At 64.2% G+C, this 21,242-nt stretch carries 20 protein-coding genes; 10 read left to right on the top strand and 10 right to left on the bottom strand.

Annotation, left to right across the window (positions count from 1 at the left end):
• From Q8N40_RS14055 to Q8N40_RS14070, 4 genes are all read left to right on the top strand, one after another.
• The coding region (locus Q8N40_RS14055) for a chemotaxis protein CheW (RefSeq protein WP_305712244.1) at positions 1–250 on the top strand (250 nt) is incomplete at its 5' end.
• Positions 251–288: 38 nt separating this feature from the next.
• Entirely contained in the window at positions 289–666 is a 378-nt protein-coding gene (locus Q8N40_RS14060) for a PleD family two-component system response regulator (protein ID WP_305712245.1), read from the top strand.
• Positions 667–709: 43 nt separating this feature from the next.
• Positions 710–1,597, top strand: coding sequence for a protein-glutamate O-methyltransferase CheR (locus tag Q8N40_RS14065; protein WP_305321360.1), 888 nt, complete (start codon positions 710–712; stop codon positions 1,595–1,597).
• Between the two features lie 3 nt (positions 1,598–1,600).
• Positions 1,601–1,924, top strand: coding sequence for a PilZ domain-containing protein (locus Q8N40_RS14070; protein ID WP_305712246.1), 324 nt, complete (start codon positions 1,601–1,603; stop codon positions 1,922–1,924).
• Positions 1,925–2,073: 149 nt separating this feature from the next.
• On the opposite strand, the gene Q8N40_RS14075 is transcribed toward Q8N40_RS14070, so the two are convergent.
• Positions 2,074–2,430: a hypothetical protein gene (locus Q8N40_RS14075; protein ID WP_305712247.1), complete on the bottom strand. Its 357-nt coding sequence runs from the start codon at positions 2,428–2,430 to the stop codon at positions 2,074–2,076.
• A 147-nt stretch (positions 2,431–2,577) separates the two neighbouring features.
• Between Q8N40_RS14075 and Q8N40_RS14080 the strand changes: the two genes are divergently transcribed.
• Complete coding sequence (locus Q8N40_RS14080) at positions 2,578–3,213, top strand: response regulator transcription factor (RefSeq protein WP_305712248.1); 636 nt, start codon at positions 2,578–2,580, stop codon at positions 3,211–3,213.
• Between the two features lie 29 nt (positions 3,214–3,242).
• Here the strand turns inward: Q8N40_RS14080 and Q8N40_RS14085 are convergent, their stop codons facing one another.
• Together Q8N40_RS14085 and Q8N40_RS14090 are read right to left on the bottom strand one after the other, a co-directional pair.
• Positions 3,243–6,752, bottom strand: a complete 3,510-nt coding sequence (locus Q8N40_RS14085) for a PAS domain S-box protein (protein ID WP_305712249.1) — start codon at positions 6,750–6,752, stop codon at positions 3,243–3,245.
• Positions 6,753–6,816: 64 nt separating this feature from the next.
• Positions 6,817–7,251: a response regulator gene (locus tag Q8N40_RS14090; protein WP_305321354.1), complete on the bottom strand. Its 435-nt coding sequence runs from the start codon at positions 7,249–7,251 to the stop codon at positions 6,817–6,819.
• A gap of 407 nt (positions 7,252–7,658) precedes the next feature.
• Between Q8N40_RS14090 and araD the strand changes: the two genes are divergently transcribed.
• Together araD and Q8N40_RS14100 are read left to right on the top strand one after the other, a co-directional pair.
• Positions 7,659–9,398: an L-arabinonate dehydratase gene (gene araD, locus Q8N40_RS14095; protein WP_305712250.1), complete on the top strand. Its 1,740-nt coding sequence runs from the start codon at positions 7,659–7,661 to the stop codon at positions 9,396–9,398.
• A gap of 99 nt (positions 9,399–9,497) precedes the next feature.
• Positions 9,498–10,217, top strand: a complete 720-nt coding sequence (locus tag Q8N40_RS14100; RefSeq protein ID WP_305712251.1) for a ribonuclease activity regulator RraA — start codon at positions 9,498–9,500, stop codon at positions 10,215–10,217.
• A gap of 59 nt (positions 10,218–10,276) precedes the next feature.
• Here Q8N40_RS14100 and Q8N40_RS14105 read toward each other — a convergent pair whose 3' ends face one another.
• Positions 10,277–12,385: a S9 family peptidase gene (locus Q8N40_RS14105; protein ID WP_305712252.1), complete on the bottom strand. Its 2,109-nt coding sequence runs from the start codon at positions 12,383–12,385 to the stop codon at positions 10,277–10,279.
• A 399-nt stretch (positions 12,386–12,784) separates the two neighbouring features.
• Between Q8N40_RS14105 and Q8N40_RS14110 the strand changes: the two genes are divergently transcribed.
• Together Q8N40_RS14110 and Q8N40_RS14115 are read left to right on the top strand one after the other, a co-directional pair.
• On the top strand, positions 12,785–13,279 hold the full coding sequence (locus Q8N40_RS14110) for a TspO/MBR family protein (RefSeq protein WP_305321350.1): 495 nt from the start codon (positions 12,785–12,787) through the stop codon (positions 13,277–13,279).
• A gap of 111 nt (positions 13,280–13,390) precedes the next feature.
• Positions 13,391–13,600, top strand: coding sequence for a hypothetical protein (locus Q8N40_RS14115; protein ID WP_305321349.1), 210 nt, complete (start codon positions 13,391–13,393; stop codon positions 13,598–13,600).
• A 42-nt stretch (positions 13,601–13,642) separates the two neighbouring features.
• Here the strand turns inward: Q8N40_RS14115 and Q8N40_RS14120 are convergent, their stop codons facing one another.
• The 4 genes from Q8N40_RS14120 to Q8N40_RS14135 all read right to left on the bottom strand — a co-directional run bounded on the left by Q8N40_RS14120 (position 13,643) and on the right by Q8N40_RS14135 (position 18,452).
• Positions 13,643–14,830, bottom strand: a complete 1,188-nt coding sequence (locus tag Q8N40_RS14120) for an alanine--glyoxylate aminotransferase family protein (protein WP_305712253.1) — start codon at positions 14,828–14,830, stop codon at positions 13,643–13,645.
• Between the two features lie 232 nt (positions 14,831–15,062).
• The gene (locus Q8N40_RS14125) at positions 15,063–15,848 is read right to left on the bottom strand and encodes an LssY C-terminal domain-containing protein (RefSeq protein ID WP_305712254.1); all 786 of its coding nucleotides are present in this window, start codon (positions 15,846–15,848) and stop codon (positions 15,063–15,065) included.
• 4 nt (positions 15,849–15,852) lie between these two features.
• Entirely contained in the window at positions 15,853–16,575 is a 723-nt protein-coding gene (locus tag Q8N40_RS14130) for a thermonuclease family protein (protein ID WP_371135703.1), read from the bottom strand.
• A 146-nt stretch (positions 16,576–16,721) separates the two neighbouring features.
• Positions 16,722–18,452 carry a hypothetical protein gene (locus Q8N40_RS14135; RefSeq protein ID WP_305712256.1) on the bottom strand — a complete coding sequence of 577 codons (1,731 nt, stop codon included), beginning with the start codon at positions 18,450–18,452 and terminating at the stop codon, positions 16,722–16,724.
• A gap of 421 nt (positions 18,453–18,873) precedes the next feature.
• Between Q8N40_RS14135 and Q8N40_RS14140 the strand changes: the two genes are divergently transcribed.
• Positions 18,874–19,749 (top strand): caspase family protein, encoded by an 876-nt coding sequence (locus Q8N40_RS14140; protein ID WP_305712257.1) that lies wholly within the window; start codon positions 18,874–18,876, stop codon positions 19,747–19,749.
• A 244-nt stretch (positions 19,750–19,993) separates the two neighbouring features.
• Here Q8N40_RS14140 and Q8N40_RS14145 read toward each other — a convergent pair whose 3' ends face one another.
• Both Q8N40_RS14145 and Q8N40_RS14150 read right to left on the bottom strand, forming a co-directional pair.
• Positions 19,994–20,275, bottom strand: a complete 282-nt coding sequence (locus tag Q8N40_RS14145; protein ID WP_305712258.1) for a GIY-YIG nuclease family protein — start codon at positions 20,273–20,275, stop codon at positions 19,994–19,996.
• Positions 20,276–20,498: 223 nt separating this feature from the next.
• Positions 20,499–21,242, bottom strand: a 744-nt coding sequence (locus Q8N40_RS14150) for an efflux RND transporter periplasmic adaptor subunit (RefSeq protein WP_305712259.1), incomplete at its 5' end; no start/stop codon positions are given.

Consider the following 21,242-nt stretch of genomic DNA (forward strand, 5'->3'; position numbering starts at 1 on the left):
AAACGAGGACGGCAAGCCGCCGATGGCGATCGGCGTCGACCTGCGCGGCGAATCCTATGGCCTGCTGATCGACCAGATCGGCGAGGTGCTCAAGCTCGCCGACGACGGCCGCGAGGAAAATCCCGTCAACCTCGACCCCCGCATGGCCAAGCTCGCCGGCGGCGTGCACCGCCTCGACGGCCAGCTCATGGTCGTCCTCGACGTCGATCGCGTGCTCGAAATCGTGCCCAAGACCTCGCTCGCAGCATAGTGATTGGCATGTGCCGCCAGTGAAAGAAGGAGCCTGGAATGCAAACGTGTCTCGTCGTCGATGATTCTAGCATCGTACGTAAAATCGCGCGCCGGATCCTGGAAGGGCTCGATTTCCAGGTCGTCGAAGCCGAAGACGGCGTGGACGCGCTGGTGGTCTGCAAGCGTGCGATGCCGGAAGCGGTGCTGCTCGACTGGAACATGCCGGTGATGGACGGCTACCATTTTCTCAGCCATCTGCGCCGCATGCCGGGCGGTGAAACGCCCAAGGTGGTGTTCTGCACCACCGAGAACGGCATCGAGCACATCTCGAAGGCGCTCGAAGGCGGTGCCAACGAGTACATCATGAAGCCGTTCGACAAGGAAATCATCTCGGCCAAATTCCAGGAAGTCGGTCTGATCGCGGTTCCGGAATAGTCCGGTACTGCCCGTAGCGTTAGCGTTGTAAGAGAGGCCGACAGTGACCCCGCCCGACTATGAATATTTGCGCAAACTCCTCAAGGACCGCTCCGGTCTCGATCTGTCCGCCGACAAACAGTACCTGATCGAAAGCCGGCTGCTGCCGCTTTCGCGCAAGGCCGGCCTGCCCGGCATCAGCGAACTCGTGCAGAAAATGAAGGGCGGATCCGCTGACCTCACCACCCAGGTGGTCGAGGCCATGACCACCAATGAGACCTTCTTCTTTCGCGACAAGGTCCCGTTCGATCATTTCCGCGATTCCATCGTGCCGGAGATCGTCAAGGCCCGCGCAAGCCGCAAGAGCATCCGTATCTGGTGCGCCGCCGGTTCGACCGGCCAGGAGCCCTATTCGCTGGCAATGTGCCTGAAGGAAATCGGCGCCACGCTCGCCGGCTGGCGGATCGAAATCATCGCCACCGACCTGTCGCAGGAAGTGCTGGAGAAATCCAAGGCGGGAATCTACAGCCAGTTCGAGGTTCAGCGCGGTCTGCCGATTCAGATGCTCGTCAAATACTTCAAGCAGACCGGCGAACTTTGGCAGATCAACCCCGACATTCGCGCCATGGTTCAGCACCGGCAGCTCAATCTGCTGCACGACTTCGCCCAGCTCGGCGTCTTCGACGTGATCTTCTGCCGCAACGTTCTGATCTACTTCGATCAGGACACCAAGGTGAATATCTTCAATCGCCTCGCCAGGATCATCGAGCCGGATGGCTTTCTGGTGCTCGGTGCGGCGGAAACCGTGGTCGGGCTGACCGATGTCTTCAAACCCTTTCCGGACCGGCGTGGTCTTTACCGGCCCAATGCCGCCGGCGCGCCGCCGGCAAAATTGCCGGCTGCAGCCGCGGCCGCAGCTGCGCCGAAGTTCGCTGCGATGGCGGGACGCTGACCAATGAGCGATGATGCCAAAGCACCGGAGCGTGTGACGTTCAGCCGCGGCTATGGTGTCTGCATCATGGGCATTGACGGGACCTGGCGTCGCGATTGCATGCTCAACGCCATCTCCGACAACGACGCCATACTGACGGTGGAAGGCTCGATTCAGGGGCTCAATCTCAAGGAGTTCTTTCTGCTGTTATCGTCGACCGGCCTCGCCTATCGGCGATGCGAGCTGGTCCGCGTCAACGGCGCCGAGATTGACGTTTCCTTCCTGAAGGGAAAGAACAAGAAGAAGCGGTCGAGCGCCATGTCGGCGGAAGCGTTGATCGGCGCCTGAGGGCGGGATCGCGCGGATTGCCCCTTCGACAAGATCAAGATCGGCCAGAGCGTCATGGCCAGGCCCGGGAATGGTTTTCCGCCAGCCGCCATCGTCGATGCCATTCGCAAGCTTCCGCGGTGCGGCCTCGAAAAACCGAATCAGGCCGTTCAGACCTGATTGATCAGCCGAACCGGCCGGCGATCGCTCGCCGTGAAATCGCCGGCCTGGCGTCTGGGTGCCCTGGCATCCAGCAGCTGGTGAAGGGCAACGCCGAGGCTGGCATTGCAGGCGTTCAGCGCGACGGTGGCCTTCGCGTAGCGGGGGGTGACATCGTCCAGCACGAAAACGTTGCCGTCAGCATCCTGGTTGCCGGGAGCCGTTTCCCTGGCGATGGCCGCTTCAAGGTGCTTCACGCCGGCCTGGACGTGCTCGATCAGCGAAACCAGCTCGGAAACGATCGACTGGTGGCCATCATTCCGGTCGCCGGATGGGCCCGGAGCCCTGCTGTCTGTTGCGGTCTGCATGATTGCTCTCCTGCGTACATTTTTATGCCTGCGGCGCTACTTGTGCGTTAAGGTCACGTCCCGTACAAATACGTGTGGGCTCGAATCTGCATTAGATGCAGTATCGTGCGGCAAATGGGCGTGATTCCACTGTCGATGGACCTGCACATGGCTGAGAACTCTGCTACCCAACGCGAGATCTTCGTGGTCGATGACGACCCCGCCGTCCGCGACACCCTTTCCCTGGTATTGTCGGCGGGCGGCTATCAGGTGATCTGCTTTGCCGACGGCGCCGCGCTGCTGGCAGTGGCGCGAACGCGTACGCCGGCCTGCATCCTGCTCGACGTGAATATTCCCGGCAAATCCGGCCTCGACCTCCTGAAGGAGCTCTCCGGCGAGGACTATCCCGCGCCGATCTTCATGATTTCCGGCCAGGGCGACATCGCCATGGCGGTCACCGCGATCAAGAATGGCGCGCTGGATTTCATCGAGAAGCCGTTTCGCGGCAGCGAAATCGTGGCCCGGCTCGATGAAGCGATCGGGGCATATGCACGCCGACAGGCAGAGAACTCCGCCTCACGAACCGCGTCGCTGCATTTTCCGGGACGGGAGCCGTTGACGCGGCGCGAGCGCGAAGTGCTGGAGCAGTTCACGTCCGGCGCTTCCAACAAGGAAGCCGGACGACATCTCGGGATCAGCCCGCGTACCATCGAGGATCATCGCGCCAACATCATGAAGAAGCTCGGGGCCAGGAATGCGGCCGATCTCATTCGGATCGTGATGACCGCCGCGCGCGGTTCCTGAACCTGCGTTCGCCGGGGCTACGCCTGGAGTTAGCCGGCGAGCGCCTTGCGGATCATCGCGGCCAGATCCGACTTGCGATACGGCTTGGCGAGCAGCAGGACGCCGGAGTCGAGCCGGCCGTGGTGGATGATCGCATTTTCGGTGTAGCCCGAGGTAAAAAGCACCTTGAGCCCGGGGCTGGTTTTCTCGAGCTCTTTGGCGAGCTGGCGGCCGTTCATCGCGCCCGGCATGATCACGTCGGTGAAAAGCAGCTCGAACCGGTTGCCGGCTGCGACGAGAGCCAGCGCTTCCGCCGCATTGGCCGCATCCAGCGTGCCATAGCCCAGCGAATGCAGCTGAGTCAGCACATAGTCCCTGACCAGCTTGTCGTCTTCAACGACCAGGATGGTTTCATGGCCGCCCTCGACGATCGCCGCGGGCGCGCCTTCGGCCGCGGACGACGCTCCGGTGCCCGGCGGCAGATACATCTTGATCGTGGTGCCGAGGCCCACCTCGCTGTAGATCATGATGTGTCCGGCGGACTGCTTCACGAAGCCATAGACCATGCTGAGGCCGAGACCGGTGCCCTTGCCGGGACCCTTCGTCGTAAAGAACGGGTTGAACACCTTGTCGAGGTTGGCGGCGGGAATGCCGGCGCCGGTGTCGCTGATGGCAATCAGCACATAGCGCCCGGGCCGGACGTCGCCGTGCAGGCCGGCATAGCCTTCGTCGAGGAAAGCCATGCTGGTTTCGAGGGTAAGCTTGCCGCCATTGGGCATCGCGTCGCGGGAGTTGAGTGCGAGATTGAGAATGGCGGTCGCCAGCTGACTGGGATCGACGGTCGCCACACATGTTTCCTCGTCAAACGCCGATTCGATCTCGATCTGCTCGCCCAGTGTGGGCCGCAGCAGCCTGGCGGTATCGATGATCAGCGTATTGACGTCGGTTTCCCGCGGCTGCAGCGGCTGCTTGCGGGCGAACGCCAGCAGATGCTGGGTAAGTTCCGCACCCCGTGAGGCGGCTTCGTCGATCATCCGGGTAATGGCGGCGAGTTGCGGCTCGTTCTCGACGGCCTCGGCCAGAATTTCGATGGTTCCGGTGATGACCGTCAGGATATTGTTGAAGTCATGGGCGATGCCGCCGGTGAGCTGGCCGACGGCTTCCATCTTCTCGGCTTGCCGAATCCGGTCCTCCGCCGCGATCCTGTCGGTCAGGTCGCGGAAGAACCCGTTGAACAGGAAGCCCTCCCGGGTCTGCATTGCCCCGATGCTCAACTCGACCTTGAATTCCTTGCCGTCGCGTCGCAACGCCATGATTTCTCGACGTCTTCCAAACTTCCAGACTTGCCCGGAGCCTACGTAGCTTGCCAGTGCTGCCTTATGCTCGTCGCGATCGGGTATCGGAGTGATCAGATCGAAGGAATTTTTCCCAAGGACCTCCTCGCGCGGCCAGCCGAAGATTTTTTCCGCCTGAAAATTCCAGTTCCGGATGTCGCCCTTCTCGTCGATCTGGACAAAGGCGTCGAGCGCGGTATCGATGATGCCGCGTGCCAGTTGTTCGCTCTCGCGCAAGGTTTCCTGCGCCAGCCGGCTTTCGGTCATGTCGCGGCCCACGAAGAAGTACCGCCGGACCGGCTCCGACCATGCGCTCATCCACGACAGCGTCACGATCCGGCCGTCCTTGTGGATGTAGCGCGAATCGGTGTTCCGCGCGCGCTTGCCGCGCCGTACCCGGCGTATTTCCTTGCGAACGAGTTCGAGATCGGCCGGATGGAGAAATGCGCTCGAGTCTCGGCCGATCATTTCCTTCGGCGCATATCCCAGGATAGCTTCGGCGCTTGGGCTCACCTGCACGAGGATTCCCCGGGGATCGACCACAAGGATCAGATCCTGGGAGGTGTCGAAGATGCGCCGTCGCTCCTCGATCTGCTGGCGCAGCGCGTGCTCGGTTCTGCGGCTTGCCGTGATGTCACGGGCGGTGGTGGATGCGCCGATGATCGATCCCGACGGCTCCTTGATAGGGGAAATGGCGAGCGAAACCTCGACCAGGCTGCCATCCTTGCACAGACGTTCGGTTTCGTAGTTCTCGATCGTTTCACCCCAGCCGACCCGGCGCAGGATGTCACGCACCTCCTCCGCCCGGGTGGACGGCACGATCAGGTCGATGGGCTGTCCGACCGCTTCCGTCGCGGGATATCCGAACAGGCGTTCCGCGGCCGGATTCCACCCGGTGATGATGCCATCGAGGGATTTTGTCACGATGGCGTCGATGGAAGATTCGACGGCGGCGCTGAAGATGCGCTCGCGGGCGGCGTAGTGGTCGCGCGCGGCTTCGGTGCGGCGATGCTCCTGAACCTCGTGTTCGAGCGCGGCGGTCTTGGCATTCGCTTCACCCATCACCCGGGCAAAGGCGCGCGCGAGTACGCCGGTCTCGCCGCCCGCATCGACCGGAATGGCGGCCAGCCCGTCGCGGCCGGCATCCTCGACCGCCGCCGTCAACTGAATGATCGGCCGGGTCAGTGTCCGCGCGATGAACACGGCGAGCGCGGCTGCGCACAGCACGGCGATCAGCCCGACCAGCAGGGAAGTATCCCGGATCGCCGCGGCCGGCGCCATGAAGACGGCGTTGGGGATGGCTTCGATGACGGCGACCCATTCCTTGCCGACCAAAACGGCGGGCGCGAGTGCTATTCCGCCCCGCCGTCCGGTGTGATCCGTCTGGATCTGCGCGAGGCTCCGCCTTGTTCCGAGCGATGGCGCCAGATCCGGGAAGTCGTTCTGCCATCCGGTTGGCAAATCCGGCTGCGCGCTGAATTCGCGAGCCGGATCGGGGTGAACGAGATACTCGCCCCGTCCGTTGACGGCGTAGATTGCGGCACCCGGCCGCGCCGATGACCGGATGCGATTCAGCACCGGCCGCATGTCGATCTCGATGAGCAGAATCCCGAACGGTTTGCCGTCGGGGGCGAAAATCGGCGTCGCGACGTGCAGCGTCGGGTTATTCGGCGTCGCGGTGGCGACCATACCACGATCCACGCCAACCGGCGAGACGTGGATTTCGCCAGGCGGCAGCTGAATCGTCGCGTTGAAATAGTGCGGCGCGGCCTTTCGGCGCAATTCCGGCTCGGGAATATTCCGAACCGCTCCGTTCGGGCCCGTGCGGTCGACGCGGAAAATTTCGCGCCGGTAGTCGTCGAGACCGATGATGCAAAGCTTGGAATAGGCAGGTTTGGCTTCAAGCACGCCCGCAAGACCGGTTGCAAGCCGTGCCCGCCATGTCGCTTCGGAAACGCCATCGGCCCGATCGACACCGCCTGCCACGCGCGCGCGAATCAGTCCGTTCAGCGCAGCGGCGTTTCGATAACTGGCGATATCGCCACTTACTCCGGCGACGTAGGATTCCAGGTCAGCTGCGATCAGCCGCGAATGCGCCTCCATACCATCAAGGACGCGTGGAATGACCGCTTGTTCAAAGCCGCGATGGCTCAGCCATCCGACCGCGGATACCGCGAGCGCAACCAGCAGGATCATCGCGACGGCTAATCTGGTTGCAAGCGTCATCTTGATGTTCGCACTACCCCATCCCGCCATGGTGCGCGGCCGGGACGCCTAACGCTATTCCGCTTCATGGGCGGGAAGCAACCTCGCCGGCGGGCAGCGACGATGACGACGCACGCTGCGCGGCTTCGAGGGAACCGGCAACGGCCGCCAGCAGCGCGGCCGGCTTGAAGGGCTTCTGCAGACCCCTGACCGCGCCGAGCTTGGTGGCCATGGTCAGGAAATCCGGGCCGGCGCCTGAATCGGATGTGACGGGATTGCCCGATATCACGATGATCGGGATCAGCGGTTGCTGCTGGTGAACCAGCCGCATGATTTCCAGTCCGTCCATTCCCGGCATGAAAATATCGAGAAACAGCAGATCGAATTCTCCCGTCTCGAATATCGCCAGCCCGTTCCGGCCATCGCCGGCGGCGACGACGCTGTGGCCGGCTCGTTCCAGCAGGAGCCGAATGGTGGTCTGCACTGCGATGTCGTCGTCGACGACCAGGATCCTTGCCAAGCCCAACTCTCCGCTTTCGAACCTGGAATCAAAACCAGCCAGTTGCGAAAAGGTTGCCGAATTTGCTTTTCACACGCAAGCACTTCCAAAGGTGGACGATGCGTTGATTTGGTTGATACGATGGCCGGAAAGCCTTGCCTTCTGCACGGTTCAGGGCAGACACCGCTCAAAGCTTCCGTTGGCGAAAACTGATTCGCGGAACCTCACCTGATATCGTAGACCATTACGTTGCCGGGGTCGCGCTGGCCGCGATCTCGCCGTCTCGCCCCGGATCGGCGCCGACTTTCTCGAATCCAAGCGCAATATCGTGCAAAATTGAGCACGCATCCTGATCCACAGGATGGGTTGAGCTCTTTGCGGAACCCGTCATAACATCAACAGCGCCCATCCTGCGAAGTGGTACAGACATGACCGACAAGAAAAAGACCCCCGACCAACTCCGCAGCGCGCGCTGGTTCGCGCCGGACGATCTGCGCGCCTTCGGCCATCGCTCCCGCGCGATGCAGATGGGCTACGCGCCGGAGGAGTGGAAGGGCCGGCCCGTCATCGCGATCCTCAATACCTGGTCGGACGCGCAGCCCTGCCATATGCACTTCAAGAGCCGGGTCGACGACGTCAAGCGCGGCGTGCTGATGGCCGGCGGCTTTCCGATGGAATTGCCGGCGCTGTCGCTGTCGGAATCGTTCCTGAAGCCGACCACCATGCTGTACCGCAACATGCTGGCGATGGATGCCGAGGAACTGCTACGCGGCCACCCCGTCGATGGCGTGGTGCTGATGGGCGGCTGCGACAAGACCACGCCGGGCCTGCTGCTCGGTGCCACCTCGATGGGCCTGCCCTCGATCTATTTGCCGGCCGGGCCGATGCTGCGCGGCAACTGGAAGGGCAAGACCCTGGGCTCCGGCTCCGACGCCTGGAAATACTGGGACGAGCGGCGCGCCGGAAAAATCTCCGAGCGGGACTGGGTCGATGTCGAGGCCGGCATCGCGCGGAGCTACGGCACCTGCATGACCATGGGCACCGCCTCCACCATGACCGCGATCGCCGAATCGATCGGTATGACCCTGCCGGGCGCCTCTTCGATCCCGGCCGCCGACGCCGGCCACATCCGCATGGCCTCGGAATGCGGCCGCCGGGTCGTCGACATGGTGTGGGAAGATCTCACCCCGCAGAAAATCCAGACCCGCAAGGCGTTCGAGAACGCCATCACCGTGGCGATGGCGATGGGCTGCTCGACCAATGCGATCATCCACCTGATCGCGCAGGCCCGCCGCGCCGGCCAGGACATCGGGCTCGACGATTTTGAAATTGCCAGCCGCAAGGTGCCCGTGATCGCCAATGTCCGTCCATCCGGCGACAAGTACCTGATGGAAGATTTCTTCTATGCCGGCGGGCTGCCCGCTTTGATGAGCCGGATCAAGCCGCACCTGCATCTCGACGTCATGACCGTAACCGGCCAGACCCTCGGCGAAAACATTTCCCGCGCCGAAGTCTACAATGACGACGTGATCCGCACCGTGGAAAACCCGATCTACGCGGAAGGCGCGCTCGCGGTGCTCAAGGGCAACCTCGCCCCCGACGGTTGCGTGATCAAGCCCAGCGCCTGCGAGCCGCGTTTCCTCAAGCATACCGGCCCCGCATTGGTGTTCGACGACTATCCCTCGATGAAAAAGGCGATCGACGATCCCGATCTCGACGTCACCGTGGATCACGTCCTGATCCTGCGCAATGCCGGACCGCAGGGCGGGCCGGGGATGCCGGAATGGGGCATGCTGCCGATCCCGACAAAACTGGTGAAGCAGGGCGTGCGCGACATGGTGCGGCTGTCGGATGCACGCATGAGCGGCACCAGTTACGGCGCCTGCATCCTGCATGTCGCGCCGGAATCCTATATCGGTGGCCCGCTGGCGCTGGTGCGCAACGGCGACAGGATCACGCTGGACGTCAATGCGCGCACCATCAATCTCGATGTGCCGGAAGCCGAGCTGGCAAAACGCCGCGCCGAATGGCAGCCGCCGGAGCGGCGCTACGAGCGCGGCTATGGCTGGATGTTCACCAAACACATCAAGCAGGCCAATGAGGGTTGCGATTTCGACTTCCTCGAAACCGGGTTCGGCAAGCCGGTGGATGAGCCGTCGATTTACTAGCACCGTCATTCCGGGATGGTCCGAAGGACCAGACCCGGAATCTCGAGATTCCGGGTTCGCTCGTTTCACTGGCGCCCCGGAATGACAAGAGGAAACACCATGAACAAACTCAGCGACGCCACCCGCGCCAAACTGAAGACCATCTCCACCGCCACCGTGGCCACCGCGCTGTTCAAGCGCGGTTTCCGCAGCCAGTGCATTCAGGACGTGCACCCGCTCGGGGCCGATCAGCCGACGCTGGTCGGCGAGGCCTTTACCTTGCGCTACATGCCCGCGCGCGAGGACCTCAACAAACTCGACGTGTTCCGCGATCGCTCGCACCCGCAGCGCAAGGCAGTGGAAGACTGCCCGCCGGGCGCGGTGCTGGTGATGGACAGCCGCAAGGATGCCCGCGCGGCGTCGGCCGGCGCCATTCTGGTGACGCGGCTGATGCAGCGCGGCGTCGCCGGCGTCGTCACCGACGGAGGCTTTCGCGACTCGGCGGAAATCGCAAAGCTCGGTCTTCCCGCCTTTCACCACCGCCCGAGCGCGCCGACCAACCTCACGCTGCACCAGGCGATCGAGATCAACGGCCCGATCGGCTGCGGCGATGCGCCGGTGTTTCCCGGCGACGTGATTCTGGGCGACAGCGACGGCGTGATCGTGATCCCCGCCCACCTCGCCGAAGAAATCGCCAACGAAGCTTTCGAGATGACCGCGTTCGAGGATTTCGTCACCGAGCAGGTGCAGAAGGGCCGCGGCATCTTCGGGCTCTACCCCGCCACCGACGAGCAGACCCTGGTCGATTTCGCGGCGTGGCGGAAGGCAACGGGGCGGTAGATCTACCTGACCTCGCCCCCTTGCCCCCTTGCGGCCGCAAAGAGCGGGGAGAGGGATCGCTAGACCTCGCTTCTTTCCGCCATCAACACCGCCCACAACGCGAACCCGTAGGCGATCGCGACTTCGTCGAGCCGGTCGAAACGGCCGGAGGCGCCGCCGTGGCCGGCGCCCATGTTGGTGCGGAGCAGGACCGGGCCGCCGCCGGTCATGGTTGCGCGCAGCCGCGCGATCCACTTGGCGGGTTCCCAGTAGGTGACGCGCGGATCGGTCAGGCCGCCCATCGCGAGAATCTTGGGGTAATCCTTTGCCGCGACATTGTCGTAGGGCGAGTAGGACAGGATGGTGCGAAAATCCCTCTCGCTCGCGATCGGGTTGCCCCATTCCGGCCATTCCGGCGGCGTCAGCGGCAACGTGTCGTCGAGCATGGTGTTGAGCACGTCGACGAACGGCACTTCGGCGACGATGCCGGCGAACAATTCGCCGGCGCGGTTGGCGACCGCCCCCATCAGCATGCCGCCGGCGCTGCCGCCATGGCCGACGATGCGTTTTGTTCCGGTGTATTTTGCTGCGATCAGCGCGCGCGCCGAGGCCGCAAAGTCATCGAACGAGTTGGTCTTCTTCTCGCGCTTGCCGTCGAGGTACCAGCCCCAGCCCTTGTCGGCTCCGCCCCTTATATGCGCGATGGCATAGACAAAGCCGCGGTCGACCAGCGACAGCCGGTTGGCGGAGAACGACGCCGGCATCGCCATGCCATAGGAGCCGTAGCCGTACAGCAGCAGCGGCGCGGTGCCGTCGCGCACCAGATCCTTTCGATGCAGGATCGAGACCGGCACCTGCGCGCCGTCATGCGAGGTCGCCATGATGCGGGTGGTGACGTAGTCGGCGGGGTTATGGCCGGAAGGAATCTGCTGGCGCTTGCGTAAAGTTCGGCTGCGGCTCGCCATGTCGTAATCGTAGACTTCGGACGGCGTCGTCATCGACGAATAGGAAAAGCGCAGATTCGTCGTCTCGAATTCATAGCCGCCCATGGTATCCAGCGAATAGGCGGCCTCGTCGAACGCAATGGCGTGCTCTTCCGAGGTAGCGAGATCGCGGATGATGATGGCGGGCAGCGCGTTGGCGCGCTCCAGCCGCACCATGTGGCCGGCAAAAATCTCGACATCGATGACATAGACGCCCGCGCGATACGGGATCAGGTCGCGCCAGTTGGCTCGCTCCGGCGAGTTGAGCGGCGCGGTGACCACCTTGAAGTCGATGGCGCCGCCGGCATTGGTGAGAATGAACAGCTCGTCGCCGCGGTCGGCGACCGAATATTGCACGCCTTCCTCGCGCGCCGCGACCAGACGCGGCGCGGCATCCGGATCGGTCAGATCGATCAGCCGCTGCTCGGAGGTTTCATGGTCGCCGCCGGCGATGACGCAGAACCGGCCGCTGGAACTTTCATGGAGATGGGTGAACCAGCCGGCATCCTGTTCTTCGTAGATCAGGACGTCTTCCGCCTGCGGCGTGCCGAGCCGATGGCGCCAGACCTGCATCGGGCGGTGGTTGTCGTCGAGCTTGACGTAGAAGAAGGCTTTGCTGTCGGCGCTCCACACCACCGTGCCGTCGGTCTCCTCGACCAGGTCGTCGCGGTCGGCGCCATCGGTCCAGTCACGGACGCGAACTGAAAAATATTCCGACCCCTTGATATCCGCGCTCCAGGCCTGAAGCTGATGGTCGGGCGAATGTCGCGCCCCGCCAAACCGGAAATATTTGTGGTCCGCGGCGAGCTTGTCGCCGTCGAGAATGATGGCGGCTTCGCCGCCGTCCCGCGGCATCCGGCCGAACATTTCGTGCTGGCCGCCCTCGCGGAATTTGCGCAAATACGCATAGGGCCCGTCCGGCGCGGGCACGCTGGAATCGTCCTCCTTGATGCGGCCGCGCATTTCCGCAACCAGCGTCTTCTGCAGGCCGGCGGTGTGGCCGAGCAGGCTCTCGGTGTAGTCGTTCTCGGCTTCGAGGTAGTTGCGAATATCCGGATCCAGCACCGAGGGGTCGCGCAGCACCTCCTGCCATCTGGCGTCCTTCAGCCAGGCATAATCGTCGACAATGGGGATTCCGTGGACGGTAAAGGCATGCGGACGGCGCGGCGCCACCGGGGCGGGTGTTGGATGGATTGATTGCGTCACTCGGTTCCTCGTTCGCCTGGCGGATGCGGCGGTTGTTCTCAACACGCTATATCGGGTCGCGCAAGCGGATTGCCAGACACGCCGCGGCTGCGTCATGCTCGTGCCCGCTTCATCCCGGAGCGGCGCCTTTTGCAGTTTCCCGGACAGACCCGCCGCAGTTCAACTGTTTCGCAGCCCCGCGCCGGGCACCACCGCGAAGGTGATGACCAGCATCGCGATGCCCGGCACCGAAATGGCGGCGAGGTCGCCGCTTTCCCTGAGGTCACAGGCGGCCGGATGGGCTACCGGAGTTTTGACAAATGCGTCGGGCGGGCGCTAAACGGACACCTCCGTCGCGGGGCCGTTGATGTTTCCTGATCCAGCCATTTAATCGAAGAAGCACGGGAGTTCTCCAACACCATGGCCACAACATCTTCATGGCGCCGGCAGACGGGCTTTGGCGTGTTGGCTGTTGTCGCGGTCGGGGCGGCGTCTGTTGCCGGCCAGATTGCGACCTATCCCAACCTTGCACCGTGGTACGCCGGTCTCGTCAAACCGTCCTTCAATCCGCCCAACTGGATCTTTGGGCCGGTCTGGACCATTCTCTATGTGCTGATGGCGTTCGCGGTGTGGCGGATACTGCGGCTGCCCCCGGCCTCGCCCGCGCGCCGCACTGCGTTGACCCTGTTTTTTGTTCAGCTCGTGCTGAATGCAGCATGGTCGTGGATGTTCTTTGACGCCAACAGCCCATTGCTCGGCCTGATCAACATCGTTCCGCAGTTGCTCGTCGTTGTCGCGACGGTGGTCGCGTTCCACCGGCTCGACAGGGTCGCGGCCTGGTGCCTGGTCCCGCTCGCCGCCTGGGTGGCTTTTGCAAGCGCGCTCAACCTTGCAATCTGGCGGCTGAACGGTTGAAGCGCGGGCCGCTCCATGGCAATCAGATGGCCACGTTCCCGAGACTTGTCGATATATCGGATGCAATGACCCGACCGGCGGGACGGATAACCGAAAGATGAGCGCTCGCAAATGACATATGAAGAAAAAGTCGAACAGGCGATTGCGGCCAACGATATCGAGGCGCTGGTCAAGTTCACCTATGGCTACCCCTGCACATGCACGACCGTGAAGGGAGAACCAATGTGCGTCTGCAAAATGCTGCAGAAGGCAGTCCGTGCGAAAGTCGTTCCGCTGCCCTTGTTCAGCGGAAAGATCGAACGGGTTTCGGCGCCGGGCTGAACCCCACCATCACGAGGCGCGACGCCGGGCAGGCGGAGCGCGTCATCCGCCGACGCTTTCGCCCAGCCATTCGATCGCGGCTTCGGTGCCGCCCTTGCCATGGGGAATACCGAGCGCCTTCAACCCGACTTCGATGACGCCCAGCGTGCCCAGGATCATCGGAGCGTTGACGTGGCCCATATGGGCGATCCGGAACGCCTGTCCGGAGAGTTCGCCGATACCGACGCCGAGCACCACGCCGCATTTCTCCTTGCAATAGCGCTGCAGCGCCACCGGATCATGGCCGTTCGACATGACGACGGTCGTCACCGTGTTGGAACGTTCGTTCGGCTCGGCGACGTTGAAGCCGAGCACCTGGCCCTCGGCCCACACCGCGACCGCGCGGCGCACCGCTTCGGCGAGCAGCCGATGGCGCAGGAACACGTTGTCGAGTTTTTCCTCGTACAGCATGTCGACGGCCTGGCGCAGCGCGAACAGCAGGTGCACCGGCGCCGTGCCGGCATATTTCTGGTAGTGCTCGCTGCCTTCGCGCGCGGTCCAGTCCCAATAGGGCGTGCGCAGGCCGGCGGTCTTGTGCACCTCGCGGGCGCGGTCGTTGGCGGCGACGAAGCCGAGGCCGGGCGGCGCCATCAGGCCCTTCTGCGATCCGGACATCGCGACGTCGACGCCCCAGGCGTCCATCTCGAACGGCATGCAGCCCAGCGAGGCCACCGTATCGACCATGAACAACGCCGGGTGGCCCGCCGCCTTGATCGCCTTGCCGATCGCCTCGATGTCGTTATAGGCGCCGGAGGCGGTGTCGACCTGCACCGCCAGGATCGCCTTGATCTCGTGATTGGTGTCCAGCCTTAACCGCGCCTCGACTTCGCCCGGGCGGATCGAGCGGCGCCAGTCGCCCTTCAGCACCTCGACCTCGACGCCCATGCCGGCGGCGGCCTGGCCCCAGCCGATCGCGAACCGGCCGCTCTCCAGCACCAGGACCTTGTCGCCGCGCGACAGCACGTTGGAGATCGTGGCTTCCCAGGCGCCATGGCCGTTGGCGATATAGATGTAGGAGCGGCCCCTGGTGGCAAACAGTCTGGACAGGTCGCGCAGCAGGCTGTCGGTCATCCCGATCATCTCTGCGGAATAGATGTCCAGCGCCGGACGATGCATCGCCCGCAGCACTTCGTCGGGCATGGTGGTGGGCCCGGGGATCGCCAGAAACTCCCGGCCCGCGCGAACGGTCATTTTGCTGTTCCTTGTTGCGAATGCTGTGGGAGGGATGCCGGGGAATAGCGGGGAATTCAAGTCGGAGTTGAATGATAGTGGATTGAGGCGGTGTGTTGTAGTCGTCATTCCGGGGCGATGCGACAGCATCGAACCCGGAATCTCGAGATTCCGGGTCTGGTGCTAACGCACCATCCCGGAGTGACGATTTCGCGACGTAGAGATCAGCCCCGGAATGACGGAAACTCATGAACTACTTCCGCATCGCCCCCGCCACCGCCTGCCAGATCCGGTCCTTGATCTCGGTCACGGCCGGGCTCGCGATCACGGCGGCGGGGCCGGTCTGCTTGCGGCAGGTCTCGACCAGCCGCAGGATCCAGACCTCGCCGTCGGTGTAATAGAGATCGCCGCCGCCGTTGCGCCCGGCCAATGTCGGGCCGATGCCGGTGACCTGGTATTTCGCCTGCACCATGCCGGCCGCCTCCAGATCGCCGGCGAGAAATTTCCGCTCGGCGTCGATATCGGCATCGATGTGGTGGGTGACGGCGCCGGTGTACTGGCTGACGCCGACGCTGCGATCGAAGGCGGCGTCGCCGAGCCAGACCGGCCGCTTTTCCTCGCCCTGGTCGAGCACTTTCCAGAACCGCACATGATGGCGGCGATCGGCGCTGGCTCCAATCGGCTTCTCGAAGGCGAGATCCTCGCGGCGGCCGAGATAATACAGATTGCTGACCGGCGCCGCGCGATAGGGCCGGTCGAGCAGCACACTGCCGATGATTTCGATCGACGATTTAAGCGTGATCGGATCGGCCGGCATCCAGCCGGCTTCGTGCATGGCGCAGAGCACGTCCTTGTCGTCGCCGACCAGGCCGACATTGATCGGATCGCCGGGAATGCCCTGCGCCGTTCGCGTCACCATCGGCAGTTCGGCCAGCCCCTTCTGGTGTTCGTAGTGGGTCCAGAACGCCGGAAGCACGACATAGGCTGACAGCGTGTAGGCGATGACGACCGACAGCAGCAGCAGCGCGGCGCGCTTCATTGCGCTACCTTCGGGTCTCGCGGCAGCCGGCGGCTTCGGCCTCGTCGACCGAGCAGAACCAGCGCGTGCCCTTATCAACATTCATCCGGATTTTCGCATACCAGCGGCTGGTCGGCCGATGATAGATGCATGCGCCGGAACGGTTGACGTTGCCCTTGATGGTGCATTCGGGCGAGGGCGCCACCGGCCCCGAAGCCGAGGCCAGCAGAATGGCGCGCGCCTTCTCCGGCGGCTTGACGGCGCCGAGAATGGCCGTCTTCTTGTTGCGGACGCGCCAGTCCCACGGCGCGATGAAGGCGCCCTGCCACATCCCGGCCTTGGCCTCGCGCGCCGCTTTCTCGTCGGGCTCGTAGTCGCGGGAAATCCGCGCATAGGCCAGCGCCCAGCCGTTGCGCACCAGCCATTTCTGGATGTCCTCGCCGTCGACGTCGCAGCGCGCCACGATGCGGCCGCGGCGGTCGGTGACCTGGCGCCGGTTGCAGGACCAGGTCTTGTTCCCGGCATATTTGATCAGCTCGTCGCGCGCCGCGGCGCCGCAACTCCAGCGCTCGCCCTTGGTGTTGAGGCATAGCTGATCCAGTTGCGGCGCGTCGATGCCGCCGAGCCGGATGCGGGCATTGCCGATCTGGACATAATCGGCCTCGCGGATTTTCGGAACGCCGGTGATGTCGGCGGCGAAGGCTGTGGCAGGCAGCAGTAGGGCGAACAGCGCAATCAGGAATTTCATGAACAAGCGGCCGTGTGCAATGAGGAATCGGCGGATCAAGCGCCGCGATTGTGGTGTGGATTGGGCTGCCGTACCAGCGCAGGCGCTGTCAACTTAACGCGATGTTCTCACACCCTCCCCCTCCAGGGGAGGGTGAATGCCCACCCCTACTTCCCCGCCATCATCGCGCGTCGCGCCAGCGCGAGGCCCATCAGCACGAAGGCCGAGGTGACTTCGGGGCCGCCGACCAGGATCCGGGTCGGGGTCTTCATCTTGTTCCACTCATAGGCCTTGAACGGTCCGTGCCGGCCGCCTTCGCCGAGACTGCTGGCGATGCAATGCAGCGCCGGCGCGAAGGTCGCGGGGGCCGCGCCGAGATGGCCGAGCGCGATCAGCGCCAGCGCGGCGTCGAACGCGTTCATTTCATGCGCGCTCATCTCGGTCTGCACATAGTCCAGTACCCTGGGCCGGATCAGTTCGAAGGTGCCGTCGGGATCGATCGCCGCCCGGGCTGCCGGCGGCAGCGCGATGAAGGCGGCGTAGCAGCGGCCGAAATAGGCGCAGTAAAGCTCCGGCAAATAATAGATATGCGAGCGCGGATTGGTGAAGGCGCCGCTCAGCACCAGCCGCTTCTGGAAGCCGATGATGCGGCGAACCGTCTCCAGCCGCGCCGGCGTCTCCAGCACCTTCCAGCGCGCCAGATTGCGGAAGCTGACTTCGAGAATGTCGAGGTTGAGCGTCGGATCGAGATCGTTGCCGAACGGCCGCTCGCCCCTGAGATTGTCGATCCAGGTGACGACGCCGCCCTCATAGTCGATATTGTCGTTGAGCGGCACCGTGACCTTGGGCTCGTTGGCGCCTTCGCTCACCTGGTAGCCGGCATAGAAATCCAGCAGCGGCTGGTCGAGGATCGGATGGGTGGAGCCGGCCTGGGTCGCTGCCGAGAACGAGCACGCCGTGGTGTCGCAGTCCGGCACGTAGATGCCGAAGCCGAGGTCCTGCTTGATCTGCGCGAAGAACCTTGAGAAGCGCGGATGCGGCAGCGGCGCCAGCGCGGTGATGACGCTGACAGTGGAGCCGTCATGCGAGCGCACGTCCTCGGCGCTGGTGGTGAGGCAGAAGTCCACCATGTCGGCGATGGCGCGGCGCGAGGCATCGGCCTCGTCGGGCGAGGCGAGGCCGGTCTCGGCAAAGCTCAGCAGCGCCTCGGTGAAGAACGCGTCGTAATAGGCCGAGCGGTGCCGGATCTGCATCGGCTCCCACATCGGCTCGGCGATGCCCTTCCACGGCGGGTTGATCAGCGCGCGGGCCGGCGAGCGCGCGATGAACACCCGCGCCAGATTGAACAGCAGCGTCGAGTTCTTGTAGCCGCGCGAATTCAGCCCGGTCAGCGCCATCAGCATTTCGCGGCCGCGCAGGTCGGCGTCGCCGATCAGGTTGAAGGCGGCATAGGTCGGGATGAACCCGTTCCTGCGGAAGGATTTCAGCAGATGCCCGGCGCAGCTTCGGATCGTGCTTTCGATCTGCGCCATGTCGGGCGCGCGCGCCGGCACGGGCTCGGATGGCGGACGGGGATGCGCGAGCTCGATGGTATCGACGAGATCCGCCACCGGCGCGCCGATCGCGGCCCAGTCCGGCTCGGCGTGGTCGCGCGCCTGGCCCAGCGCGTCGCGCAGCCGGTGCAGTTTCGCCTCGTCGCGCAATTCGGCGAGCCCGGTCCGCCGCAATAGCGGCCGCAGCGCCGGATTGCCCAGCGCGGTGCGATAGAACTTGCCGAGATGCGGGTCGCCGCCGGCGTATTTCAGCAGCAGGGGATCGCAGACGTCGTACAGCGACGGGCCGTCCTTGGCCGCCGTCAATGCGCGATAGGCGGCCCCGGCGATGCGGTGAAATGTCATGCAGTTTGTTGCCCAGCCGCGCCGTCGCACGTCCCGCCAGGCCGCATCAAACCAGCGAAACCGGCAAAATCCCCAACCCTATAAGCCATTGAAAACCTATACGAAAAAACAGGGAATACAAATGTGACCGGGGATCACGGTGAAATCGCCTGTTCTGGCGTCACCCTGCGCCCGCAAAAGCGCTGCGATGGGGTCCGTAACCATCTGTAGAATAAAGGGAATTTATCGCACGCGCGGGCCGCAGGGCCGCATTCGCCAAACGCGGTTGCCGATGCTGGGCCTGCAGGTTAAGAATTCCTTTGTTGCAATGCCGCAAATAGAGCGCAATTGGGCGACACACCGCCCGGCAACTCCTCAAACCTAACCGGCGCTGGCGCGACCAATGAAGCGCGCCTGTGCCGATGACCAGGAATGAACCGCGATGAACTTCCGGATCAGCATCTCCCGCCGCAGCCTCACCATTGCCTCCGTGCTGGTGGCGACGGTGTCGCTGGGCATCGGCGCCCATGCTGCGCTGAACAAGCGCGCGCTCGATGCCGCCAGGGCGATCGCGTCCGAGCAGGGCGAAGTCGACGCCAAGGGATCCAGGATCGGATCGAAGATCGCGCTGGTGATCGGCAACGGCCATTATCCCGACGCCAATGCGCCGCTGGCGCAGCCGATCAACGATGCCCGCGCGCTGACCGCCACGCTGCGCAGCAGCGGCTTCGAGGTCGACGTCGTCGAGGACGCCAGCAAGGACGACATGCTCCGCGCCGTGGCCCGCCTGCAATCCAAGGTCAAGCCCGATACCGTGGTGATGCTGTATTTCGGCGGCTACGGCGTGCAGGCCGGCCGCCAGAGCTACATGATCCCGGTCGACGCCAGGATCTGGAAGGAAACCGACGTAAAGCGCGAAGGCGTCAGCGTCGAATCCGTGCTCGAGGCGATCCAGGAAAAGGGCGCCCGCGCCAGGCTGGTCGTGGTCGACGCCTCCCGCCGCAACCCGTATGAGCGCCGCTTCCGCGCCTATTCCCACGGCCTCGCCCCGATCGCCGCCCCCGACAACGCGCTGATCCTCACCTCCGCCTCGCCGGGCAAGGTCGCCGACGATTCCAGGGGCGCCCACAGCGTGCTGATGACCGAACTGCTCAAGGAGCTCACCCCGCAGCTCGCCGGCATCGAATCCGCCTTCACCAAAACCCGCAACGCCATCGCCCGCGCCACCGACGGCGCCCAGGTGCCGTCGGTCTCTTCCTCGCTCTCGGAAGACGTCAGCTTCACGGGCAGTGTCGCCAGCAGCAAGGCCGGCAGCTAACTCCCGTCGTCCCAGCGAACACGGGACTGCAGCGCGCTATAGCGAACTCTATCAACCCGTCGTCCCTGCCTAGTGCGCAATTGCGCACGGGGCGCAGGGACCCATACGCCGCGGCCCCTCAATATTTCAGGTGGTGTTAGCGGGCTTGTTGAACCACTGCGCCACTGCTTCAGATGACCGGGATTATGGGTCCCTGCGTTCGCAGGGACGACGGCTGGTAAAGTTCGCAGGGACGACGATAGAGCTAAACCAGCAAATCGCTGAGATCGCGCCATTCCAGATTCTCGCGCTCGATCAGTTCGATCTTCCAGTCCCGCTTCCAGCGCTTCAACTGTTTCTCGCGCGCGATCGCTTCCTCCGCGCGCTCGTAGGATTCGACATACACCAGCCGGGTGACGCCATAGGTCTTGACGAAGGAAGAGCCCTTGCCCTCGCGATGCTCCGCCAGCCGCTTCTGCAGCGAATTGGTAACCCCGATATACAGGGTCCCGTGCCGACGGCTCGCGAGGATGTAAACGTAATACATGCGCGAAATGCAGGGTGGCTGTTGCGGTCGATACCAAGCCTATAACAAAATCGTCGTCCCTGCGAACGAGCAAACTCCATCAACGTCGTCCCTGCGAACGCAGGGACCCATACGCCGTGCCGTCGATATTTCAGGGGGTGCTAGCGGGCTTGTTGAACCACCGCGCCACTGCCTCAGATGACCGGGATTATGGGTCCCTGCGTTCGCAGGGACGACGAAGCCCCTACTTCTTCACATCCACGCTCGCCGTCACCGGGCGCACCGGATCGCCTTCGCGCAGCAGCGCGCCGGCGCGGGCGACCACGATGTCGCCCTCCTCTAGGCCCCTGCGGATTTCGACCTGGCCGCCTGACATCAGCCCGACCTCGACCTTCCTGGTCTCGACCCGCGCCCGCCGCACCACCTGCACCACGGTGCCGGCCGAACTGTAGAGGATCGCCGTCAGCGGCAGCGCGATGCCGCAGCTCTGCCCGGTCTTGATCTGCGCCCGGCCGGACGAATTCACCAATAGCCGCCGCGGCTGGCTGACCGCGACGAACACCTGGCCGAGCTGGCTGTTGGGCTCGATGGTCGCGGCCACCCGGCGCACCCGGCCCTCGACCTCGCCGGTGCCGATGATCTTGATCCGCGCGGTCTGGTTGACCGCGAGCTTCGGGATGTCGCCCACCGGCACCATGCCGACCAGGTCGAATTCGCTGCGCGCGATGATGGTGAACAGCGCCTCGCCCTTGGCCCCCGCCACCGAGCCGACCACCGCTGACGAGGTCGAGACCAGCCCCGCGATCGGCGCCGCCACCAGCGTCAGCCCGCCCTCGGGCAGCGACAGCCGGGCCAGCAACTGGCCGGCGGTGACGGTGTCGCCGGGCTCCGCCAGCACCTCCGCCACCTTCAGCCCCGGCCGCTCCGAGCGCACCGACGTCTCCTCCCGCGCGATCAGGATGCCGGACACGTCGACGATGTCGGAAAA

The sequence above is a fragment of the Bradyrhizobium sp. genome, from assembly GCF_030693485.1.
Taxonomy (GTDB): Bacteria; Pseudomonadota; Alphaproteobacteria; order Rhizobiales; family Xanthobacteraceae; genus Bradyrhizobium.